Origin of the sequence: Cellulophaga sp. F20128, assembly GCF_023015805.1 — a bacterium.
Lineage (GTDB): Bacteria > Bacteroidota > Bacteroidia > Flavobacteriales > Flavobacteriaceae > Cellulophaga.
Map to the genome: position 1 here is coordinate 59,357 of NZ_JALKBA010000018.1, position 17,009 is coordinate 76,365.

The window sequence follows — 17,009 nt, forward strand, 5'->3', positions numbered from 1 at the left end:
TAGTTAAGCAAAAATGTCATTTAACACCTTAGCTAGGCGCAAGCCTCCTTTAAGTAACTGATTGCGAACGGTATCCATATACTTATAACTATAATTGTACCCTAGTTTTTCTCCTACTTCTACAGAGGTATAGATTTCATTGGCTAAATCTTGGGATTCTTCAATCCATTCGTATATTGAACCTGCTATTATTCTTTTCTTTTCATTCTTGTCTAATTTAGGCAAGGCGTTAGCCAATTCCGTATAACTCATGGCATATGAATTAATCATATCACTATCCCAAACTCGGTGTAAATTAGTGCCTTCTCCAAACCAACGGACCTGAATATCGTTTCCACCTTTATCTTCTCCCTGTCCGGCGTGCATGGGCTGATGTAAATCTCCCATAAAGTGTACCAATAGTTTTAAGTAAAATGCTTTATCCTCTTTGGAGGTATTCTTATCCTTTAATGCTTTTACGCTTGTTTCTACGGCCACTATTAAATCACCATCTGGAGAAGGCGGTATATCTTTATACTTTGTATTTGGTGGGAAATTAACGTAATGCCAAGAAAAATACTCATTAAAGGCCTTATCTGCTTTTATCTCATCCGCATAATTTGATACAAATGCAAGGTCATGCCCATCAAGCAATTCTTTTATTGCTTTTTTCGCTTTTCTTGTTAATTGGTTCTGAGCAACTTCACCCACAGTTCTATGCCCTGTTTTTGCCCAAACTATTTCATTTGCAAAAGAAACCTGAACAGTTAAAAAAAGTAGAACTATTATATTTTTCATCGATTTTGTTTTTTCCCAAAAATAGAAAATTGATTCTTAAACTCTTGTTATTTTTTAGCTGGTTTTAAATTTTTAACTTATCCTTATATATAAAAACATACTATTTTGATTTTAAAGAAAATTAACAACCCTATTTTACGATATATCCTACTGTTTATAATTGCTTCAGTAAGCCTATTTTTTTTATTTATAATCAGTATATATGCAGGGCTATGGGGCAAACTGCCTAGTAAAAAAGAACTGTCTTCACTAAAATACCAACAAGCATCTGAAGTATATTCTGCAGACAGTGTGCTCATTGGCAAATATTACTTACTGGACAGGCAACCTATTGATTATGCTGATTTTCCAAAATACTTACCGGAAGCCCTAGTTGCTATTGAAGACGAACGCTATTACCAACACAATGGTATCGATTACAAAAGTATGCTTAGAGTTGCATTTAAGAGTATCCTACTGCAAGACAAATCTTCCGGAGGAGGTAGCACTATAAGTCAGCAATTGGCAAAAAACTTATACCCAAGAATAAAACATGGCAACTTGCATTTAGCCGTTTCCAAGGTAAAAGAAATGTTTATTGCCAAAAGGTTGGAAGCTATTTATGAAAAAGAGGAAATTTTATCGCATTATTTAAATCAAGTATCCTTCGGAGATAATACACACGGTATTGAAAGTGCTTCTTTAAAATTTTTCAACAAACACACCAAAGACTTAACTATACCGGAGGCAGCAACCTTAGTAGGAATGTTAAAAGCAACGTACAGCTATAACCCAAGGTTACATCCAGAAAAAAGCAGAGGCAGAAGAAACTTGGTCTTACAGTCTATGTACACCAATGCGTATATCGATGAGAAACTAAAAGACAGTCTTGCTAAAACCCCACTAGAATTAGACTATAGAGATTTTAATTATAATGATGGTGTTGCACCTTATTTTAGGGAAGAAGTTAGAAAACAATTGCTGCAATGGGTTAAAGAAAAAAACAAGGAAGATGAAGCTTACAATATTTATACTTCCGGATTAAAAATTTATACGACGCTAGATTATAAAATGCAAGTTTTGGCAGAAGAAGCAATGCAAGAACACATGAAAGGCTTGCAAGCTAGTTTTGAAAAAAGTCATGGCAAAAATGCACCTTGGCTTACCAATAAAAAATTGATATTAAAAGTAATAAAGCAAACGGCTGCCTATAAAAACTTCAAAAAACAAAACCTCACTGAATCTCAAATTATGGATTCTCTTCACCTAAAAAAAACGATGGTTTTTGACAATTGGGGTAAGAAAACAACGGTACAAGCAAGTAGTATGGATAGTGTTGCCTATTATATGAAAATCTTAAATATAGGTTCTCTAGCTCTTAACCCTGAAACAGGAGCAGTAAAGGTTTGGATTGGTGGCATCGACTTTAAACACTTTAAGTATGATCATATTTCGCAAAGCAAAAGGCAAGTTGGCTCCACTTTTAAACCAATTGTATACACCACAGCCTTAGAACAAGGTGTTGCCCCTTGTACTTATTTTTCTGCCGACGAGGTAGCATACAAAAACCTAGAAAAATGGAGTCCGTCTAATTCTGGAAAAAAAGACGAAACCTATCTCAATTATTCTATGGAAGAGGCGCTCAGCAATTCTGTCAATACAGTTGCAGTAAAGGTGCTAGAGAAAGCGGGCATCTCAAATACGATTGCACAAGCTAAAAAAATGGGAATTTCATCTACATTACCTAATTTACCATCCTTGGCATTAGGAGCAACCGAAATTAAAATAAGTGAATTAGCAACCGCTTATACGAGCTATGTCAATAATGGTAAATATGCCACACCTCAACTCATAAAAAGAATAACCAATAATAAGGATTCTATCCTCGATAAATTTACCCCAAAAATTGGTCAAAATTCGGCTTTTTCACCAGAAACAAATATGATAATGTTAGAAATGATGAAAGCCACTATTAACTCTGGCACAGCATCAAGAATACGTACTACTTACAAACTCAACAATGATATCGCTGGAAAAACAGGAACCACACAAAACAATAAAGATGCTTGGTTTGTTGGCATAACACCCAAACTAGTTAGTGTTACTTGGGTTGGTTTAGACAATCATGAAATTGGTTTTAAAAACACAAGTATTGGTCAAGGTGCAAATGCAGCCTTACCTGCCTTTGCTTTATTGTTACAAAAGATGAATAAAGACAGTGACTTTAACTATATCACCAAGGCAAAATTTAAAGAACCTACAGCTGCTGTTTTAAATGCTTTAGACTGTAACCCTATCAAAAAAGATGGTTTTTTTAAACGCCTTTTTAAAAATCCGAACAAAACAAAAGTAAAAGAATTTAAGAATAATTGATTTTTTTTAATATATTTATGATATCATTTTAATATCATTTAAAATAAACATCATGAAAAACGAAAAAACTACAAGCCCCATAAATGGGTATCTTATTCTACTCCTCTTTTTTATATTGGTAGTTCCTAGTGTATATATGCTAATTACGGCAGAAAACCCCGTATATCTAATCGGAATAATTATTGCGATATTATTACTACCAGGTTTTGTTTTGGTGAACCCCAATAGTTCTAGGGTTTTATTATTATTTGGTAAGTATGTGGGCACAATTAAAAAAAATGGTTTGTTTTGGGTAATTCCATTTTATTCGAAAAAGAAAATATCATTACGCGCTAGTAATTTTGACAGTGAACGCCTTAAGGTAAACGATAAGCTGGGCAACCCAATTATGATCAGCACCATTCTCGTCTGGCGTGTTACAGACACCTACAAAGCTGCATTTGACGTAGATGATTATCAAAATTTTGTTAGAGTGCAAACTGATGCTGCTGTTCGTAAATTAGCAAGTATGTATCCGTATGATAATTTTGCTGACGAGGGTCATACTGAGGATATAACCTTACGGTCTAGTGTAAACGAGGTTAGTGATGCCTTAGAAAAAGAAGTACAAGAAAGATTATCTATGGCCGGTATTGAAGTATTAGAGGCTAGAATTGGATATTTGGCCTATGCCCAAGAAATTGCCAATGCCATGCTAAAAAGACAACAAGCTACTGCTATTGTTGCTGCCAGACATAAAATTGTTGAAGGAGCTGTAAGCATGGTAGAAATGGCTTTAAAAGAATTAAGCAAAAATAAAATAGTAGATCTAGACGAAGAACGCAAAGCTGCTATGGTAAGCAATCTTATGGTTGTATTGTGTTCTGACAAAGATGCATCACCTATTGTAAACGCAGGCACTTTAAATCATTAAATGAGAGTATTTAACGAAACACAACGTTTTAACCAGTGGTTTATGCAACTTATAAACTACGGCATGCTCCTATTTTTGCTGTATTGCTTTTACATTTGGTTTATTGCCAAGTCTAATGCAGACCAGGTAATGGCAACCGATAGTACAGGTCAAATTGTGGTAACTGTTACCGTGCTACTCTGCGTTCTATTGATTTGGTCTTTTAAATTGAAGACTAAAATTGACGAAAAAGGTATTCACTATCAATTTTCTCCTATACACCGCACCTATAGGTTAATACGTTGGAATGACATGCAAAGCTGTAATCTACGGAAGTACAATGCACTGAGGGAGTATGGGGGTTGGGGATTTAAATCAGGTTTTGGGAATGGAACTGCCTTTAATGTAAAAGGAAACAAAGGCATCCAAATTGTATTAAAAAACGATAAAAAAATATTAATTGGCACACAAAAAGATACGGCTGCAACTGCAATAATTAATAGGCATTTTAAAAAAAATACGGATGAAAGAATATAAGATAATTAAACAAAAAGCTAAATTAAGAAACTCCGACAAGGATTTTGAAATAGAGCTTAACAATTATGCAAGAGAGGGTTGGCACGTCATCACTGGCGGGATTATGTCTAGTTCAACTTTTTTTAAAGTAATCCTAGAAAGAGAAAAAAACAGATGAATATGAAGAATGTAATTCTGCTTTTATTTTTCCTTCCAAGTGTTGTTTTTTCACAAGAAATTATCACGGAAGAATTGGACCTGAAAAATAAAAACATCTTTTTACCCGGTACGCTAAGCTACCCAAAATTGAAAAAGAAAGTACCCTTAGTACTTTTTATTCACGGTTCTGGCAATATAGACCGTAATGGCAACCAAACCGCCGTAGGTATTAAGGCAAATTACATTAAGTTGTTATCGGATAGCCTTGTTGCTAATGGGATTGCATTTTATCGTTATGACAAAAGAACGGCAATCGTGGAAAACCTAGCGAAAGAAAAGGATATTACCATCCAAAATTTTGCGGATGATGCCATGGTTGCGCTACAGCATTTTAAAAACGACAAACGTTTTAATGGCATTCACTTAATTGGACACAGTCAAGGTTCATTAATTGCTATGTTGTCCTTTGACAAAAATATAAAAAGTTATATTTCATTGGCAGGTGCGGGACAAACAATTGATCAAACTGTGATTGCCCAGGTCACCCAACAAAGTCAAGAATTAGGGAGTTTAACCAAAGAACATTTTGATGAATTATTAAAAACAGACACCATTTTAAAAGTAAACCCCTTATTGGTTTCAATATTTCACCCCAACAATCAAAAGTTCTTTAAAAGCTGGGCTTTGATTGACCCAAAAACAGAAATAAAAAAAATAAACGTGCCCATTCTTATCTTAAATGGAGATGCTGATTTACAAGTAACTAATTCGGATGCACAACTTTTGAAAGACGCATCCCCTCTTGCAGAAATCCACAGTATAAAAAAAATGAATCACCTTCTGAAAGAAGTTAACTCCCTAGAAGAAAATCAGAGATCCTATACCGATCCTAATTTTTCTATTTCAAAAGAATTGGTTGTTCTAATTAAAGAATTTATTATCAGAAATGAGTAAAAAAAAGGCATTTGCACTACGGTTAAATGAAGATATGTTAAAGGCAATTGAAAAATGGTCTTCAGACGAGTTTCGCAGCACCAATGGGCAAATAGAGTGGATCTTAATGAAGGCTTTAAAAGAAGCCAAAAGAGATCCAAAAAAGAAAGAAGAATAAAACAAACGCAATTGCACCCTTAATAAATGAAATATAAAATACTGTGTTCCGATTTGGACGGGACCTTATTAACGACAAAAAATGACGTTTCTGATGTTACCATATCAGCAATTAATAGCATAAAAAACCATATAAAAATTATTTTAGTTTCAGCAAGAATGCCAAAATCTATGCGGTATTTACAAGCAAGACTAGGCGTAGAAAATGAACCTATAATCTGTTATAATGGAGCCTTGGTTTTAGACAATGGCAAAGAACTATTCTCTACTGTTATTCCTATAAGTGAATTACTAAAAATACACAATTTAGCAGAAAAACAGGGTGTTCAATTGGGCTTATACTATACCGATGAATGGTATGTACCAGAGGATACAGAAAGAGTACAAAAAGAAATTCATCACACCAAAGCCGTGCCTATTTTTGAGGAAACTACAACCACTTTGTTCCAATGGGAAAAAAGAGGTATTGGGGCTCATAAAATAATGCTTATGGGCACAAAAGAAACCACAGATTCCATATTCACGATACTCACTACAGCCTTAGGGGATAGCCTTCACTTTTATAGATCAAATGAAACATTAATAGAGGTTGCTCCTAAATCGATCTCTAAATTATCTGCCATAAAACTGCTATTCAAGGATGAAACTTTGGCCGATGTCATTGCCTTTGGAGACAATTTTAATGATATAGAAATGTTGGCGAATGTGGGGTGTGGGGTTGCGGTAGAAAATGGAAGAGATGAAGTAAAGGCCATAGCCAAATACACTACTTTTAAAAATACCGAAAACGGAGTTGCGCATTTTATAAAGCAAAACATTGTAATTTGAGTATATTTGAAAACCCATACTTTGGGTAAATAAACTATTTTATACTTTATGATTGAACCTTTAATTACGGACGACAAAGTTGTATTTGGATTATTAACACTGTGTTTAGGCTTTGTTTTCTATACTTCTTCTAAGAAAACTGGCTTTTGGAGCAAATTCTACACCATTATACCCGGTATTTTATTATGCTACTTATTACCTGCTGTACTTACATCTACTGGGGTAATTGCAGAAATATGGGAAACCGTAGATAGCACTGGAAAAACTGTACAACACGAATCTAACCTGTATTATATGGCTAGCAGGTACTTATTACCAGCTGCATTGGTGTTAATGACCTTAAGTATAGATTTAAAAGCTATAGCAGCATTAGGATCAAAAGCCTTAATTATGTTTTTAACGGGAACGGCAGGCATAATTATAGGTGGACCTATAGCCATACTCATTGTTTCTATATTCTCTCCTGAAACTGTTGGCGGCAATGATTTTGATGCCATTTGGAGAGGTTTAGCAACTATTGCTGGTAGTTGGATTGGCGGTGGTGCAAACCAAGCCGCTATGTTAGAAATTTTCCATTATAATCCTGAGAAATACGGTAGTATGGTGCTAATAGACGTGGTTGTTGCCAATGTATGGATGGCCATTATTTTATTGGGCGTTGGTAAAACAAAAAAAATAGACAAATGGCTTAAAGCCGATGCATCAGCTATTGAAACCTTAAAGCAAAAAGTTACAGCCTTTACTGATAAAATAACCAGAGTACCAACCACAAACGATTATATAATGATGCTCTTTTTTGCATTTACAGCGGTAGGAATTTCCCATTTTTTCGGCGATAACATAAGTGCTTATTTAATAGCTACGTTTGAAGCAGTAGGTGATAAAAAGAGTTTTTTATCTTTCTTAGGGTCTAGCTTTTTCTGGATGGTTGTAATTGCCACCATATTAGGTGTAGCCCTTTCTTTTACTAAAGCTAAAAATTATGAAGGAGCTGGAGCAAGTAAAATTGGCGGTGTTTTTATCTATATTTTAGTTGCCACCATTGGAATGAAAATGGATTTGGGAAAAGTGTTAGAAAACCCAGGATTAATTGCCATTGGATTTATCTGGATAGGCATACATGCTGGCTTATTAATTTTAGTTGCCAAATTAATAAAAGCACCATACTTCTTTTTAGCAGTTGGAAGTCAGGCTAATGTTGGTGGTGCCGCATCTGCGCCAATTGTGGCCGCGGAATTTCATTCTTCCTTAACCTCAGTTGGTGTTTTACTAGCTGTCTTTGGATATGTGGTTGGTACCGGTGGTGCATTAGTATGTGCCTACCTTATGGAAGTAGCTTCTACCCTTTAAAAAAATATATAGAAAACATCATTGAGCTCATAAAATTTCATGATATTTGCCCACTCAAAAAAACTATGAAAATGAAAAACTCCCTTCTTCTATTTCTTATTGGTCTAATCATTATTTCTTGTGATTCCACAACCGAAAATACAATGGTTGTTACTGGAAGCGTGAAAGGGCTAAAGAAAGGAACAATTTATCTACAAAAAATTCAGGATACCACTTTAATCACTGTTGATTCTGTTCAAATGTCTGGAGATAGTAATTTTAGTTTAACCACAGAACTAGAAAGTCCAGAAATATATTACCTATACTTAGATAAAGCAGATAATTCTGAATTCAATGACCGAATTACTTTTTTTGCAGAACCGGGTATAATTACAATAAATACATCCTGGAATACTTTTGCTACCAAGGCAGAAATTAGTGGTTCTGAAACTCAAAAAAAGTATGAAGAATTTCAAAAAAATATTTCAAAATTTAACACCATGGGCATAGCATTAGCGCAAAAAGTGGAATTACCCGAGATTATAGGAAATAAGGAGGCAATAGACTCTATTATGGTCTTATTAAATAAAAATAATTTACGAACTTATCTCTATGCGCTAAATTATTCTTTAAACAATAAAAACTCCTATATAGCTCCTTATTTGGCCTTAACTGAAGTCGCTGACGCTAACGTTATATATTTAGATTCTATCTACAACTCACTTACTACAGAGGTATCCAATTCTAAATACGGGAAAAAACTAAAAGAACATATTGCCAGCGTAAAGGCTGAAAAATAGACATAAAAAAACATCCGCCAGTAGCGGATGTTTTTTAATTTAATAGCGAATGGTCGATTAACTTAATTTATTAAGGTCACCAATTAATTCCGTTGCTTTTTCTTCTAATTCTTTACGAACAGATACTAGATGTTTACTTCTTTTTTCTACATCCTTCTTGTTAACTTTTGCAATTAAATCATCAAAAGTAGCAATAGCTTTGTCAATAATTTTAGATCCATCTTTAGAATCTTTAGTTTTTGTTGAAGCTTCCCAAAAGTATACTGCTTCTATAATATCTCCTAAAACGAAATTGATATCTTTTTTTAAATCTCTTATGCTTGCCATTTGTAATATTTTTTTTGCAAAAGTACATATTTAACTCATACAATGTGTTTCTAAGTGGAATTATCTTCCATATGGAATAAAAGCAATAACGATTTAAAATCATTATTGCTTTTTGACACCTATAATAAAAAGTTACAAACTATACTGAACACCAAAGGTGGTAGCCAATGTATTTTTCATTTGTATGCCATTTACAGATTGTGAAACTGGGATCTTCACTTCCAATCCTAGTCTAAGGTTTTTTAAACCTCCGGATGAAATATAAAAATTACTTCCAACACCCAAATCCATCTGATTTCTTCCGGAATTAACAGTATTAAATAGTGGCATCATCATGGGATTTAAGTCTGCATCTTGCCCCGTAATTTCACCCAAATTACAGTAATTAATACTGGTAGAAAAACTAAGGTAATCTGAAGCTTTTATTGCACCCCAAGCAACTACGTTTAAAAGGTTTCCCAAGGCATAATCTTCAGTATTGGTTCCTAACCTAAGTTTATAAGAAGGCTGTACACCCCATGAAAAATTAGTAGACTGACCAAGATAAGTTACACCTAAATAGGGATCCCATGTACCACTACCTAATTGCATTGGGTATGCCAATTGTGCATTCGCCATCATTGGAGTATCATCTCGTTGGTCTATATTTCCCGTAGGGATGGATATACCTATAGTTGTATGTAGCGATTGTTTATTCCCATTTACAATTTTCAACAATCCAGAAACGGAAACATCTCCAAAACCACTGGACTTAGTTACAAACCCTTCTCGCATTCCTGTTACCAAGTCCATATCATTAGCAATATGATTTCCCATAACAGCAAAAGTTAGTCCATCTGACATAGCATACATAAACCCAAGCATTTGCATAGTCATCTTCATTTTTTGAGGGGCCACCATGTAGTCTTCATGAATTTCTGCTTCACTTATTTCCTTTGCTGATGATAAATTTCCACTCATCCACATGGGCATAAAGCGGTAAGAGAACATTATTTCCCCTTTTTTATGGTAATGATCTGCCATGATACTAATTGGTGCATGGCCATCAGGTCTTCCTGAACTCCATAAATTGTCTTGTGCAATGCCAAATGTTGAGCATAGCAATATTGCTCCCATAACTGGGAATATTAATTTATTCATTTTAAAGTATTTGATTATTGAATGTATAATTAAAAAGGATTCTCCATAGGATGAAGAATACCCTGACGGTATTTAATTAACATTGGGGCGGTGGTGTGGGTGGACTTAAGCTCCATTCATCCATGGAACAAACGTACCCAAAAGAATTCGATTCTGTTTTTAGCCTAGGTGCATTTAAAATAATTACTTTGGTTTGATAATAAAAAATAGGAAATTTATCAAATTCAACACTCGGTAATTGCTCCTTCTGAGATTGACCCGTATTGGCTACTTTTGCTAATTGTTCATCCAAATAACATTTACCGTTGCATTCTAATTCTGGTTTTTCCTTATTTATACATAAAACAGCTACGATATAATCATAATTAAAAATATATTCCACATACGGAAACACTGGTCTTAGCACTGAAAAACAGAAGACAAACAGTAATAATATACTTAAAATACCCTTCATAATTATGCGGGGAGCAACTCTAAATAGTAACTTCTAACAATTTGCAACCCGTAGATTCTATATGTATCGTTTTAGAGTTAGCCGATACCAAAATAGTTTCTCCTTTAACTATTTTGGCTTCTCCAAATTCATTTTTAATTGTCGCCGAACCACCAACACACATATAGATTGTAAAAGAATCTCTTTTGGTTACATCTTGTGCTAAATTTTGAGATAATTCTATAAAATTAGTTTTAAAATAAGGGCAGTCTACCATTGGATTTACAACATTTATTGCTGTGCTATACCCTACTTTAAAATCGTTCTTTTTAGAATAATCTATAGCATCTAGAGCCTGTTCTGTATGCAACTCACGTAGGTTTCCGTTCTTATCTTTTCTATTAAAATCGAACACCCTATAGGTTACATCTGAGGTTTGCTGAATTTCTGCTAATAATACACCCGCTCCTATAGCATGAATTTTACCCGTATTGATAAAGAAAGTATCCCCTTCCTTAACTTTTTCGTAGTTTAACAATTCCAACAAGCTATTATTTGCTAAACTAGCTGCATATTCTTCTTTGCTAACATCTTTATTGAACCCTACAATTAAGTCGGCCTCCTTGTCCGCATCCATTACATACCACATTTCCGTTTTCCCAAATGAATTATGCCTTTTTTGTGCTAGTTCATCATTTGGGTGTAATTGTATGGACAAATCTTGCTTGGCATCAATAAATTTTATTAAAATAGGAAAATCAGTGCCAAAACGAGCCACTACACTCTGGCCTAATAAATCTGTTCCATTGCGGTCTATTAATTCTTGTAAGGAAAGATTGGCCAAATCTCCATTTGCTACTATAGAAACATCTCCTTTCACGGTGGAAATTTCCCAGCTTTCGCCCGTAATATCGTTCGTTATAGGCTTTCCTAATACATCTCTTAACTTAGTGCCGCCCCAAAGTCTTTCTTTTAATATTGGGTTAAATTTTAATGGATACATATTAGGGATTTTTAAATGAATATTATTTATTTTTTAACCTGAGTAGGTTACAAAGTTACGGGGTGTTTCATATAAAACAATTTCTAATTCTTTAGATAAGTCTATCTCAGATCGCAACTTGTTCCAAATCACTATGGCGATATTTTCCGCTGTGGGGTTAGTCGATTTAAATTCGGCTACTTCTATATTTAAATTTTTATGGTCTAATGCGTCTTCTATCTTATTCTTAATAAGATCCTTAAGAACTTTCATATCCATTACAAAGCCAGTTTCCTTGTCTATTTCACCAGTAACGCTAACTACTAATTCATAGTTGTGCCCATGATAATTAGGATTACTACACAAACCAAAAACTGTTTTGTTTTTTTCATCATCCCAAGCCGGATTATACAATCTATGTGCAGCATTAAAGTGTGCCTTTCTACTTACTTTAACCCTCATTTTTTGTTTTGTTTTGAAGTGTATAATTATAAAACCTATCAAATATTATTTTAAACCATTCTGTGTAGTGCTCTGGATTAGAAGCAATGTCCTTTTTGATATCATCCAACGGCATCCATTTCCAATTTTCAACCTCTCGTTTGTTAATTTTTGGAACATCATTAAATGTTCCTATCATAACATGATCTAACTCATGTTCTGTAAGTCCATTATCAAAAGGAGCCTTGTAGATAAATGAGAACAATTCGGTAAGTTCAGTTACAAATCCCATTTCTTCTTCTAATCTCCGCTTGCCTGCCCTAATATTTGTTTCTCCAACACGTTGATGGCTACAACAAGTATTTGTCCATAACAATGGAGAATGATACTTTTCTGCTGCTCTCTGTTGCAACATTGTTTCTCCTTTATCATTAATTATGAATACCGAAAACGCCCTATGTAAAAGTGCTTTTTCATGCACCTCCATTTTTGGCATAGTACCAATCTGCTCATCTTTTTCGTTGACTAATATAACCTGCTCTTCCATCATAATAGTACAAAAATAAGACCTTTAAGTTATTTACGGCCGTCTTAGAAAAGAAAAAAACACTTTTATGACTAAAAGTGTTTTTTATAAAATTTTTGTAACTAAATAATTGAGTTTTAAGCTCTAAAAATGCATTAAAAAAATCTGGGAGATTTTAAATTGTTCTTAGATTTAATAAAATCATACCGAATCATAACTTCAAAGGATCCGTCATTAAAAGCTGCACTTCCTAAGTCGGTAGTTTCTTTGTCATACGCTAAGCCCATCATAAGGTCTTCAGAAAACTGAAATCCTACCAACGCACTTAAGGCTGCATCCCATCTATAAGCTGCTCCTAAAATCAATTTATCATTAAACATAAAGTTCGCAGACAAATCTACCTGTAAAGGGGCACCTTCAACTGCCTTGGTTAGTAATGCAGGCTTAAACTTTAAAGTTGGGTTTATTTCAAAAACATAACCCGTTATTAGGTAAAAGTTCATTTGTTCGTTTGCTGTTGCTAGAGAAGATTCATCAAAATGTTTGGTTTCTAATAACCTAGGCACCGATAAACCTGCATAAAATTTTTCTGTATGATAATACACTCCGGCTCCTATATTAGGTGAAAATTTATTATTAATATCATCTTGTAAGGATGGATCTACACCACTGCTACTATCTTGATTTAACTCTGAGAATCGAACATCTAACATGTGTGCGCTAGCCTTTATACCAAAAGATAATCTAGCTTCTCTAGATGTTTGTATGGTATATGAAAAATCAGCATCAAAATAAGTTTCGGAAGTTGGTCCTATCTCGTCATTAACAATTGAAAACCCTGCGCCAACACCTCTATACCCAATTGGAGAATGAATATTAAAAGTCTGTGTTTTAGGCGCACCATCTAAACCAACCCATTGCGACCTATGCAACAACCCAACACTCATATGTCCTCTTGAACCCGCATAACCAGGATTAACACTTGTTGTATTATACATATACTGGGTGTATTGAGCATCTTGTTGAGACCAAAGCGACAAGGTACTTAACAACAAAAGCAGCACTGATACTATTGCTTTTTCAAAAGGTTTTTTTATTAATATCATAAATTTGTGTCCTATTTATTTATGTAGATGTATCCACTAAGTTGTATCATATTACCAGAACCATTTTCATAATCTAAGATGTAAAAATAAGTCCCTACCGGCAATTTTTTATTCTTATCAATGGTCACCCTTCCCGAAGATGTTCCATCAAAATAATTACCCTGTGTATTATACGCTTTTGTGGCATATACCTGCACTCCCCATCTATTAAAGATTTTAATAGTATTATTAGGGAATCTTTCTAATCCTTTGATGGCTAATACGTCATGAATACCATCACCATTTGGTGTTACAATATTGAATACTTCTACCTCCTCTTCAACTGCATCAGCATAATCTAAATAATCAGGTATGCCATCGCCATCGGTATCATCATTGGAATAATCTCCATCCTTATTAATATCCTCATCTATAGTTGGAATTCCATCTCCGTCATCGTCTGTATCTCTGTAGTCTGACTCATTGTCATTGTCTGTATTGGGTAAATCATTAATAGGATCATCAATTTCATCATTCTTATCATCATCAATAGTGATATTTCCTTCAAAACCATCATCCAGTCCATCGTTGTCCTTGTCTAAACCTAGATAGGTAACATCAGGAATACCGTCGGTATTATGATCATGCCCTTCAATAGCATCTAGAACACCATCATTATCACTATCCTCATCAAGATAGTCTGGTAAACTATCACCATCTGTATCCACTGGGAATAAACCTACATTCCCATATGCCTCATACGCATCATCCAATCCATTATTATTGGCATCTAATCCATTTGGAGCAATATACCCTAAGGTTGTTTGTGCTTCAACATTATCTGGAATACCATCGTTATCACTATCAATATCCAAATAATCTGGTATACCATCACCGTCTGAATCTGTAGGATTAGTAGACGGGTCATTGTCTGCATCTAAATTAAGATCTTCAAAGCTATCTAAAATACCATCATTGTCAGAATCCAAATCTGTTATGGTCGATTCATATATTAAAACGGTAATTGTGCCTGTACTACAATTGCTTTCAATATCACAAACGGTATACGTAAATGTGTCTGTCCCTGTAAAACCTGCATTAGGGGTATAGGTTATAATATCATCTGATGGGTCATTTGGTGTACCATTATCATTCTCAACAATTCTTCCATTTATCGGAGCTGTTGTTGTAAGGGTTCCTACGGTTGGAATATCATTATCATTTAAGTCCCAATTGTCCACAACAATGGTCTCATCTTGATTTATTACGACTACATCATCTACAACATCTACAATAGGCAATACATTTACGGAAACTGTTGCAGTACTGCAATCTCCCGCAGTATTACAAATGGTATATGTAAATGAATCCGTTCCATTATAATCTAAATTTGGAATATAGGTGAGGGTGTCATCTGACGGATTATTGGGTGTTCCATTTTCGTTTACCTGAATTGTTCCGTTGGCAGGATTAGAATAAGTTAACACTCCTGAAATAGGTATCCCGTTATCATTATTGTAAATATCAACTAGTACAGAAGTATCTTCATCTAATGAAACTATGTCGTCTTCTAAATCACTTGCTTCATTCATACAAACCACAGTAAAACTAGGCAAGTTAACAGAATTACCTGCTTTAATTATAGTTGCCATATACTTTATAACAGTTTGGGTTGCCGTAACTATTGGAGCAGTTTGATCTCCTGTTAAGGCAGGTGACCAACTTACAGTTGCTCCTGGAGGCACATTTGCAGATATATCTAAGGTAACTTCCTTATCTGCGGTATTACAATCTGTTAAAATAAAGTAAGTAGTTGCATTTTTACCACACAAAGTACCGTCATAGGTTGCAAAATAAATCCCTGGCTGTGTAACTTCATGAAAAGATTGATTACTTAAAACAGTTGTTGGATTTGAAGCCTCATACCATTTATAATTATTTTCATCTGTACTACTAGGTGCTTGCAATAAAAATTGTGCACTTACCACTTGCGTTCCAAAAAACAGCCCGAGTATACAGGTAAAGAGAACTTTATATATTTGTTTCGTATTCAAAATCTTTATTATTCTTTAGCTACTATTATTTTACAACAAAAACAACATTTATTAAAGTATTGTAATCTGTTGGTGTTGCGGTTACATCATACGTCATTACACCTGTAGCACTTATAGATACGTTAGCAAAAACAGAGGTATCGTAATAGGTTACATAGTAATACAATTCTGTTGCTCCATATGTTGGCAAGGCTGAAGGAGCTTCATCAGCACCTCCCGCATCACTAATTACCATTGGTGTTGCATATTGAGCAGTATATTGCGTATATAAATTAATAGTTTTACCTGTACCAGTTGCTGCCACATCTACTTCAATAGATGGTGGATAAAATATCCTAGCTGCCTTAGAGGTAATTGGTGCAATTGCTTTAATGACTTCCTCAACTGATGTTTCTTTAGCATAGCCTTGAGCTACAGATTTCTCATCATCATCCATATCAATAGCCACTCTTAAAAACACTTCATCATCAAATTGATCATCAGTTGATGGGTCTCCTGCTGGACCTTGAGCTCCTGTTGCTCCTGTAGCCCCTGTTGCTCCAGTAGGACCTGCTGGACCTGCGGGACCAACATTACCTTGAGGACCTGTTCCTCCTGTTGGACCTGCTGGACCTGTATTTCCGGTATCACCCTTTACTCCTTGAGGACCTGCTGGACCTGTTGCTCCAGTATCACCTTTATCTCCTTTTGGTCCTGGTGCGCCTTCATCTCCTGTAGGGCCTTTGTCTCCAATTGGACCTTGAGCGCCAATATCACCAGTTGCTCCTTTATCCCCTGTTGCTCCTTTATCCCCTGTTGCTCCTTTGTCTCCTGTTGCTCCTTTGTCTCCATCAGGACCTTGAGCTCCTATTGGACCTTGATCTCCATCTATTCCTTTATCTCCATCTGCTCCTTTATCTCCAGTGGCACCCTTGTCACCCACAGCTCCTTGGTTTCCATCTGGACCTTGAGCTCCTATTGGGCCTTGATCGCCATCTACTCCTTTGTCTCCCGTTGCTCCTTTGTCACCAGTGGCTCCTTTATCTCCATCAGGACCTTGAGCTCCTATTGGACCTTGATCTCCATCTATTCCTTTATCTCCATCTGCTCCTTTGTCTCCAGTCGCACCTTTATCACCTGTTGCTCCTTTGTCTCCTGTATCACCAGTGGCTCCTTTATCTCCAGTTGCACCTTTATCTCCTGTATCTCCAGTTGCTCCTTTGTCTCCATCAGGACCTTGGGCTCCTATTGGACCTTGATCTCCATCTATTCCTTTATC

18 protein-coding genes and 1 pseudogene are annotated in these 17,009 nt (G+C 35.2%); 9 read left to right on the forward strand and 10 right to left on the reverse strand.

The annotated features are described in order from the left end of the window. Window positions 1-3: 3 nt before the first annotated feature. Window positions 4-777, reverse strand: a complete 774-nt coding sequence (locus MWU65_RS14405) for a S1/P1 nuclease (protein ID WP_247079023.1) — start codon at window positions 775-777, stop codon at window positions 4-6. A gap of 105 nt (window positions 778-882) precedes the next feature. Here MWU65_RS14405 and MWU65_RS14410 point away from each other — a divergent pair, with 105 nt between their 5' ends. The 9 genes from MWU65_RS14410 to MWU65_RS14450 all read left to right on the forward strand — a co-directional run bounded on the left by MWU65_RS14410 (window position 883) and on the right by MWU65_RS14450 (window position 8,763). Beyond that, window positions 883-3,129, forward strand: a complete 2,247-nt coding sequence (locus MWU65_RS14410; protein WP_247079026.1) for a transglycosylase domain-containing protein — start codon at window positions 883-885, stop codon at window positions 3,127-3,129. Between the two features lie 52 nt (window positions 3,130-3,181). Beyond that, entirely contained in the window at window positions 3,182-4,042 is an 861-nt protein-coding gene (locus MWU65_RS14415; protein WP_247079029.1) for an SPFH domain-containing protein, read from the forward strand. Then, the gene (locus tag MWU65_RS14420) at window positions 4,043-4,558 is read left to right on the forward strand and encodes a hypothetical protein (RefSeq protein WP_247079032.1); all 516 of its coding nucleotides are present in this window, start codon (window positions 4,043-4,045) and stop codon (window positions 4,556-4,558) included. Beyond that, complete coding sequence (locus MWU65_RS14425) at window positions 4,545-4,715, forward strand: DUF4177 domain-containing protein (protein WP_247079034.1); 171 nt, start codon at window positions 4,545-4,547, stop codon at window positions 4,713-4,715. Before MWU65_RS14420 ends, MWU65_RS14425 begins: the two co-directional genes overlap by 14 nt. 2 nt (window positions 4,716-4,717) lie before the next feature. Beyond that, a complete protein-coding gene (locus tag MWU65_RS14430) occupies window positions 4,718-5,650 on the forward strand; it encodes an alpha/beta hydrolase (RefSeq protein WP_247079037.1) in 933 nt (310 codons plus the stop codon). Then, window positions 5,643-5,807, forward strand: coding sequence for an Arc family DNA-binding protein (locus MWU65_RS14435; RefSeq protein WP_247079038.1), 165 nt, complete (start codon window positions 5,643-5,645; stop codon window positions 5,805-5,807). The genes MWU65_RS14430 and MWU65_RS14435 overlap by 8 nt, the downstream gene beginning before the upstream one ends. A gap of 26 nt (window positions 5,808-5,833) precedes the next feature. After that, window positions 5,834-6,634 (forward strand): Cof-type HAD-IIB family hydrolase, encoded by an 801-nt coding sequence (locus MWU65_RS14440; RefSeq protein ID WP_247079041.1) that lies wholly within the window; start codon window positions 5,834-5,836, stop codon window positions 6,632-6,634. Window positions 6,635-6,682: 48 nt separating this feature from the next. Then, complete coding sequence (locus tag MWU65_RS14445) at window positions 6,683-7,984, forward strand: DUF819 family protein (protein ID WP_247079042.1); 1,302 nt, start codon at window positions 6,683-6,685, stop codon at window positions 7,982-7,984. A 71-nt stretch (window positions 7,985-8,055) separates the two neighbouring features. Then, window positions 8,056-8,763, forward strand: a complete 708-nt coding sequence (locus MWU65_RS14450) for a DUF4369 domain-containing protein (protein WP_247079044.1) — start codon at window positions 8,056-8,058, stop codon at window positions 8,761-8,763. A 57-nt stretch (window positions 8,764-8,820) separates the two neighbouring features. Here MWU65_RS14450 and MWU65_RS14455 read toward each other — a convergent pair whose 3' ends face one another. The 9 genes and pseudogenes from MWU65_RS14455 to MWU65_RS17710 all read right to left on the reverse strand — a co-directional run. Next, a complete protein-coding gene (locus MWU65_RS14455; protein WP_247079045.1) occupies window positions 8,821-9,090 on the reverse strand; it encodes a hypothetical protein in 270 nt (89 codons plus the stop codon). Window positions 9,091-9,222: 132 nt separating this feature from the next. Then, window positions 9,223-10,230, reverse strand: a complete 1,008-nt coding sequence (locus tag MWU65_RS14460; RefSeq protein ID WP_247079046.1) for a transporter — start codon at window positions 10,228-10,230, stop codon at window positions 9,223-9,225. 76 nt (window positions 10,231-10,306) lie between these two features. Continuing rightward, window positions 10,307-10,684, reverse strand: coding sequence for a hypothetical protein (locus MWU65_RS14465; RefSeq protein WP_247079048.1), 378 nt, complete (start codon window positions 10,682-10,684; stop codon window positions 10,307-10,309). Window positions 10,685-10,703: 19 nt separating this feature from the next. Beyond that, window positions 10,704-11,666 carry a type I phosphomannose isomerase catalytic subunit gene (locus MWU65_RS14470; RefSeq protein ID WP_247079049.1) on the reverse strand — a complete coding sequence of 321 codons (963 nt, stop codon included), beginning with the start codon at window positions 11,664-11,666 and terminating at the stop codon, window positions 10,704-10,706. Between the two features lie 33 nt (window positions 11,667-11,699). Then, window positions 11,700-12,107, reverse strand: a complete 408-nt coding sequence (locus tag MWU65_RS14475; RefSeq protein ID WP_247079051.1) for a 6-carboxytetrahydropterin synthase — start codon at window positions 12,105-12,107, stop codon at window positions 11,700-11,702. Continuing rightward, complete coding sequence (idi, locus tag MWU65_RS14480) at window positions 12,097-12,636, reverse strand: isopentenyl-diphosphate Delta-isomerase (RefSeq protein WP_247079053.1); 540 nt, start codon at window positions 12,634-12,636, stop codon at window positions 12,097-12,099. Before idi ends, MWU65_RS14475 begins: the two co-directional genes overlap by 11 nt. 131 nt (window positions 12,637-12,767) lie before the next feature. Next, the gene (locus MWU65_RS14485) at window positions 12,768-13,718 is read right to left on the reverse strand and encodes a type IX secretion system membrane protein PorP/SprF (RefSeq protein ID WP_247079055.1); all 951 of its coding nucleotides are present in this window, start codon (window positions 13,716-13,718) and stop codon (window positions 12,768-12,770) included. Window positions 13,719-13,729: 11 nt separating this feature from the next. Beyond that, a complete protein-coding gene (locus MWU65_RS14490) occupies window positions 13,730-15,751 on the reverse strand; it encodes a gliding motility-associated C-terminal domain-containing protein (protein WP_247079056.1) in 2,022 nt (673 codons plus the stop codon). Window positions 15,752-15,776: 25 nt separating this feature from the next. Then, window positions 15,777-17,009 (reverse strand): annotated as a pseudogene (locus tag MWU65_RS17710) (hypothetical protein); the annotation flags it as partial.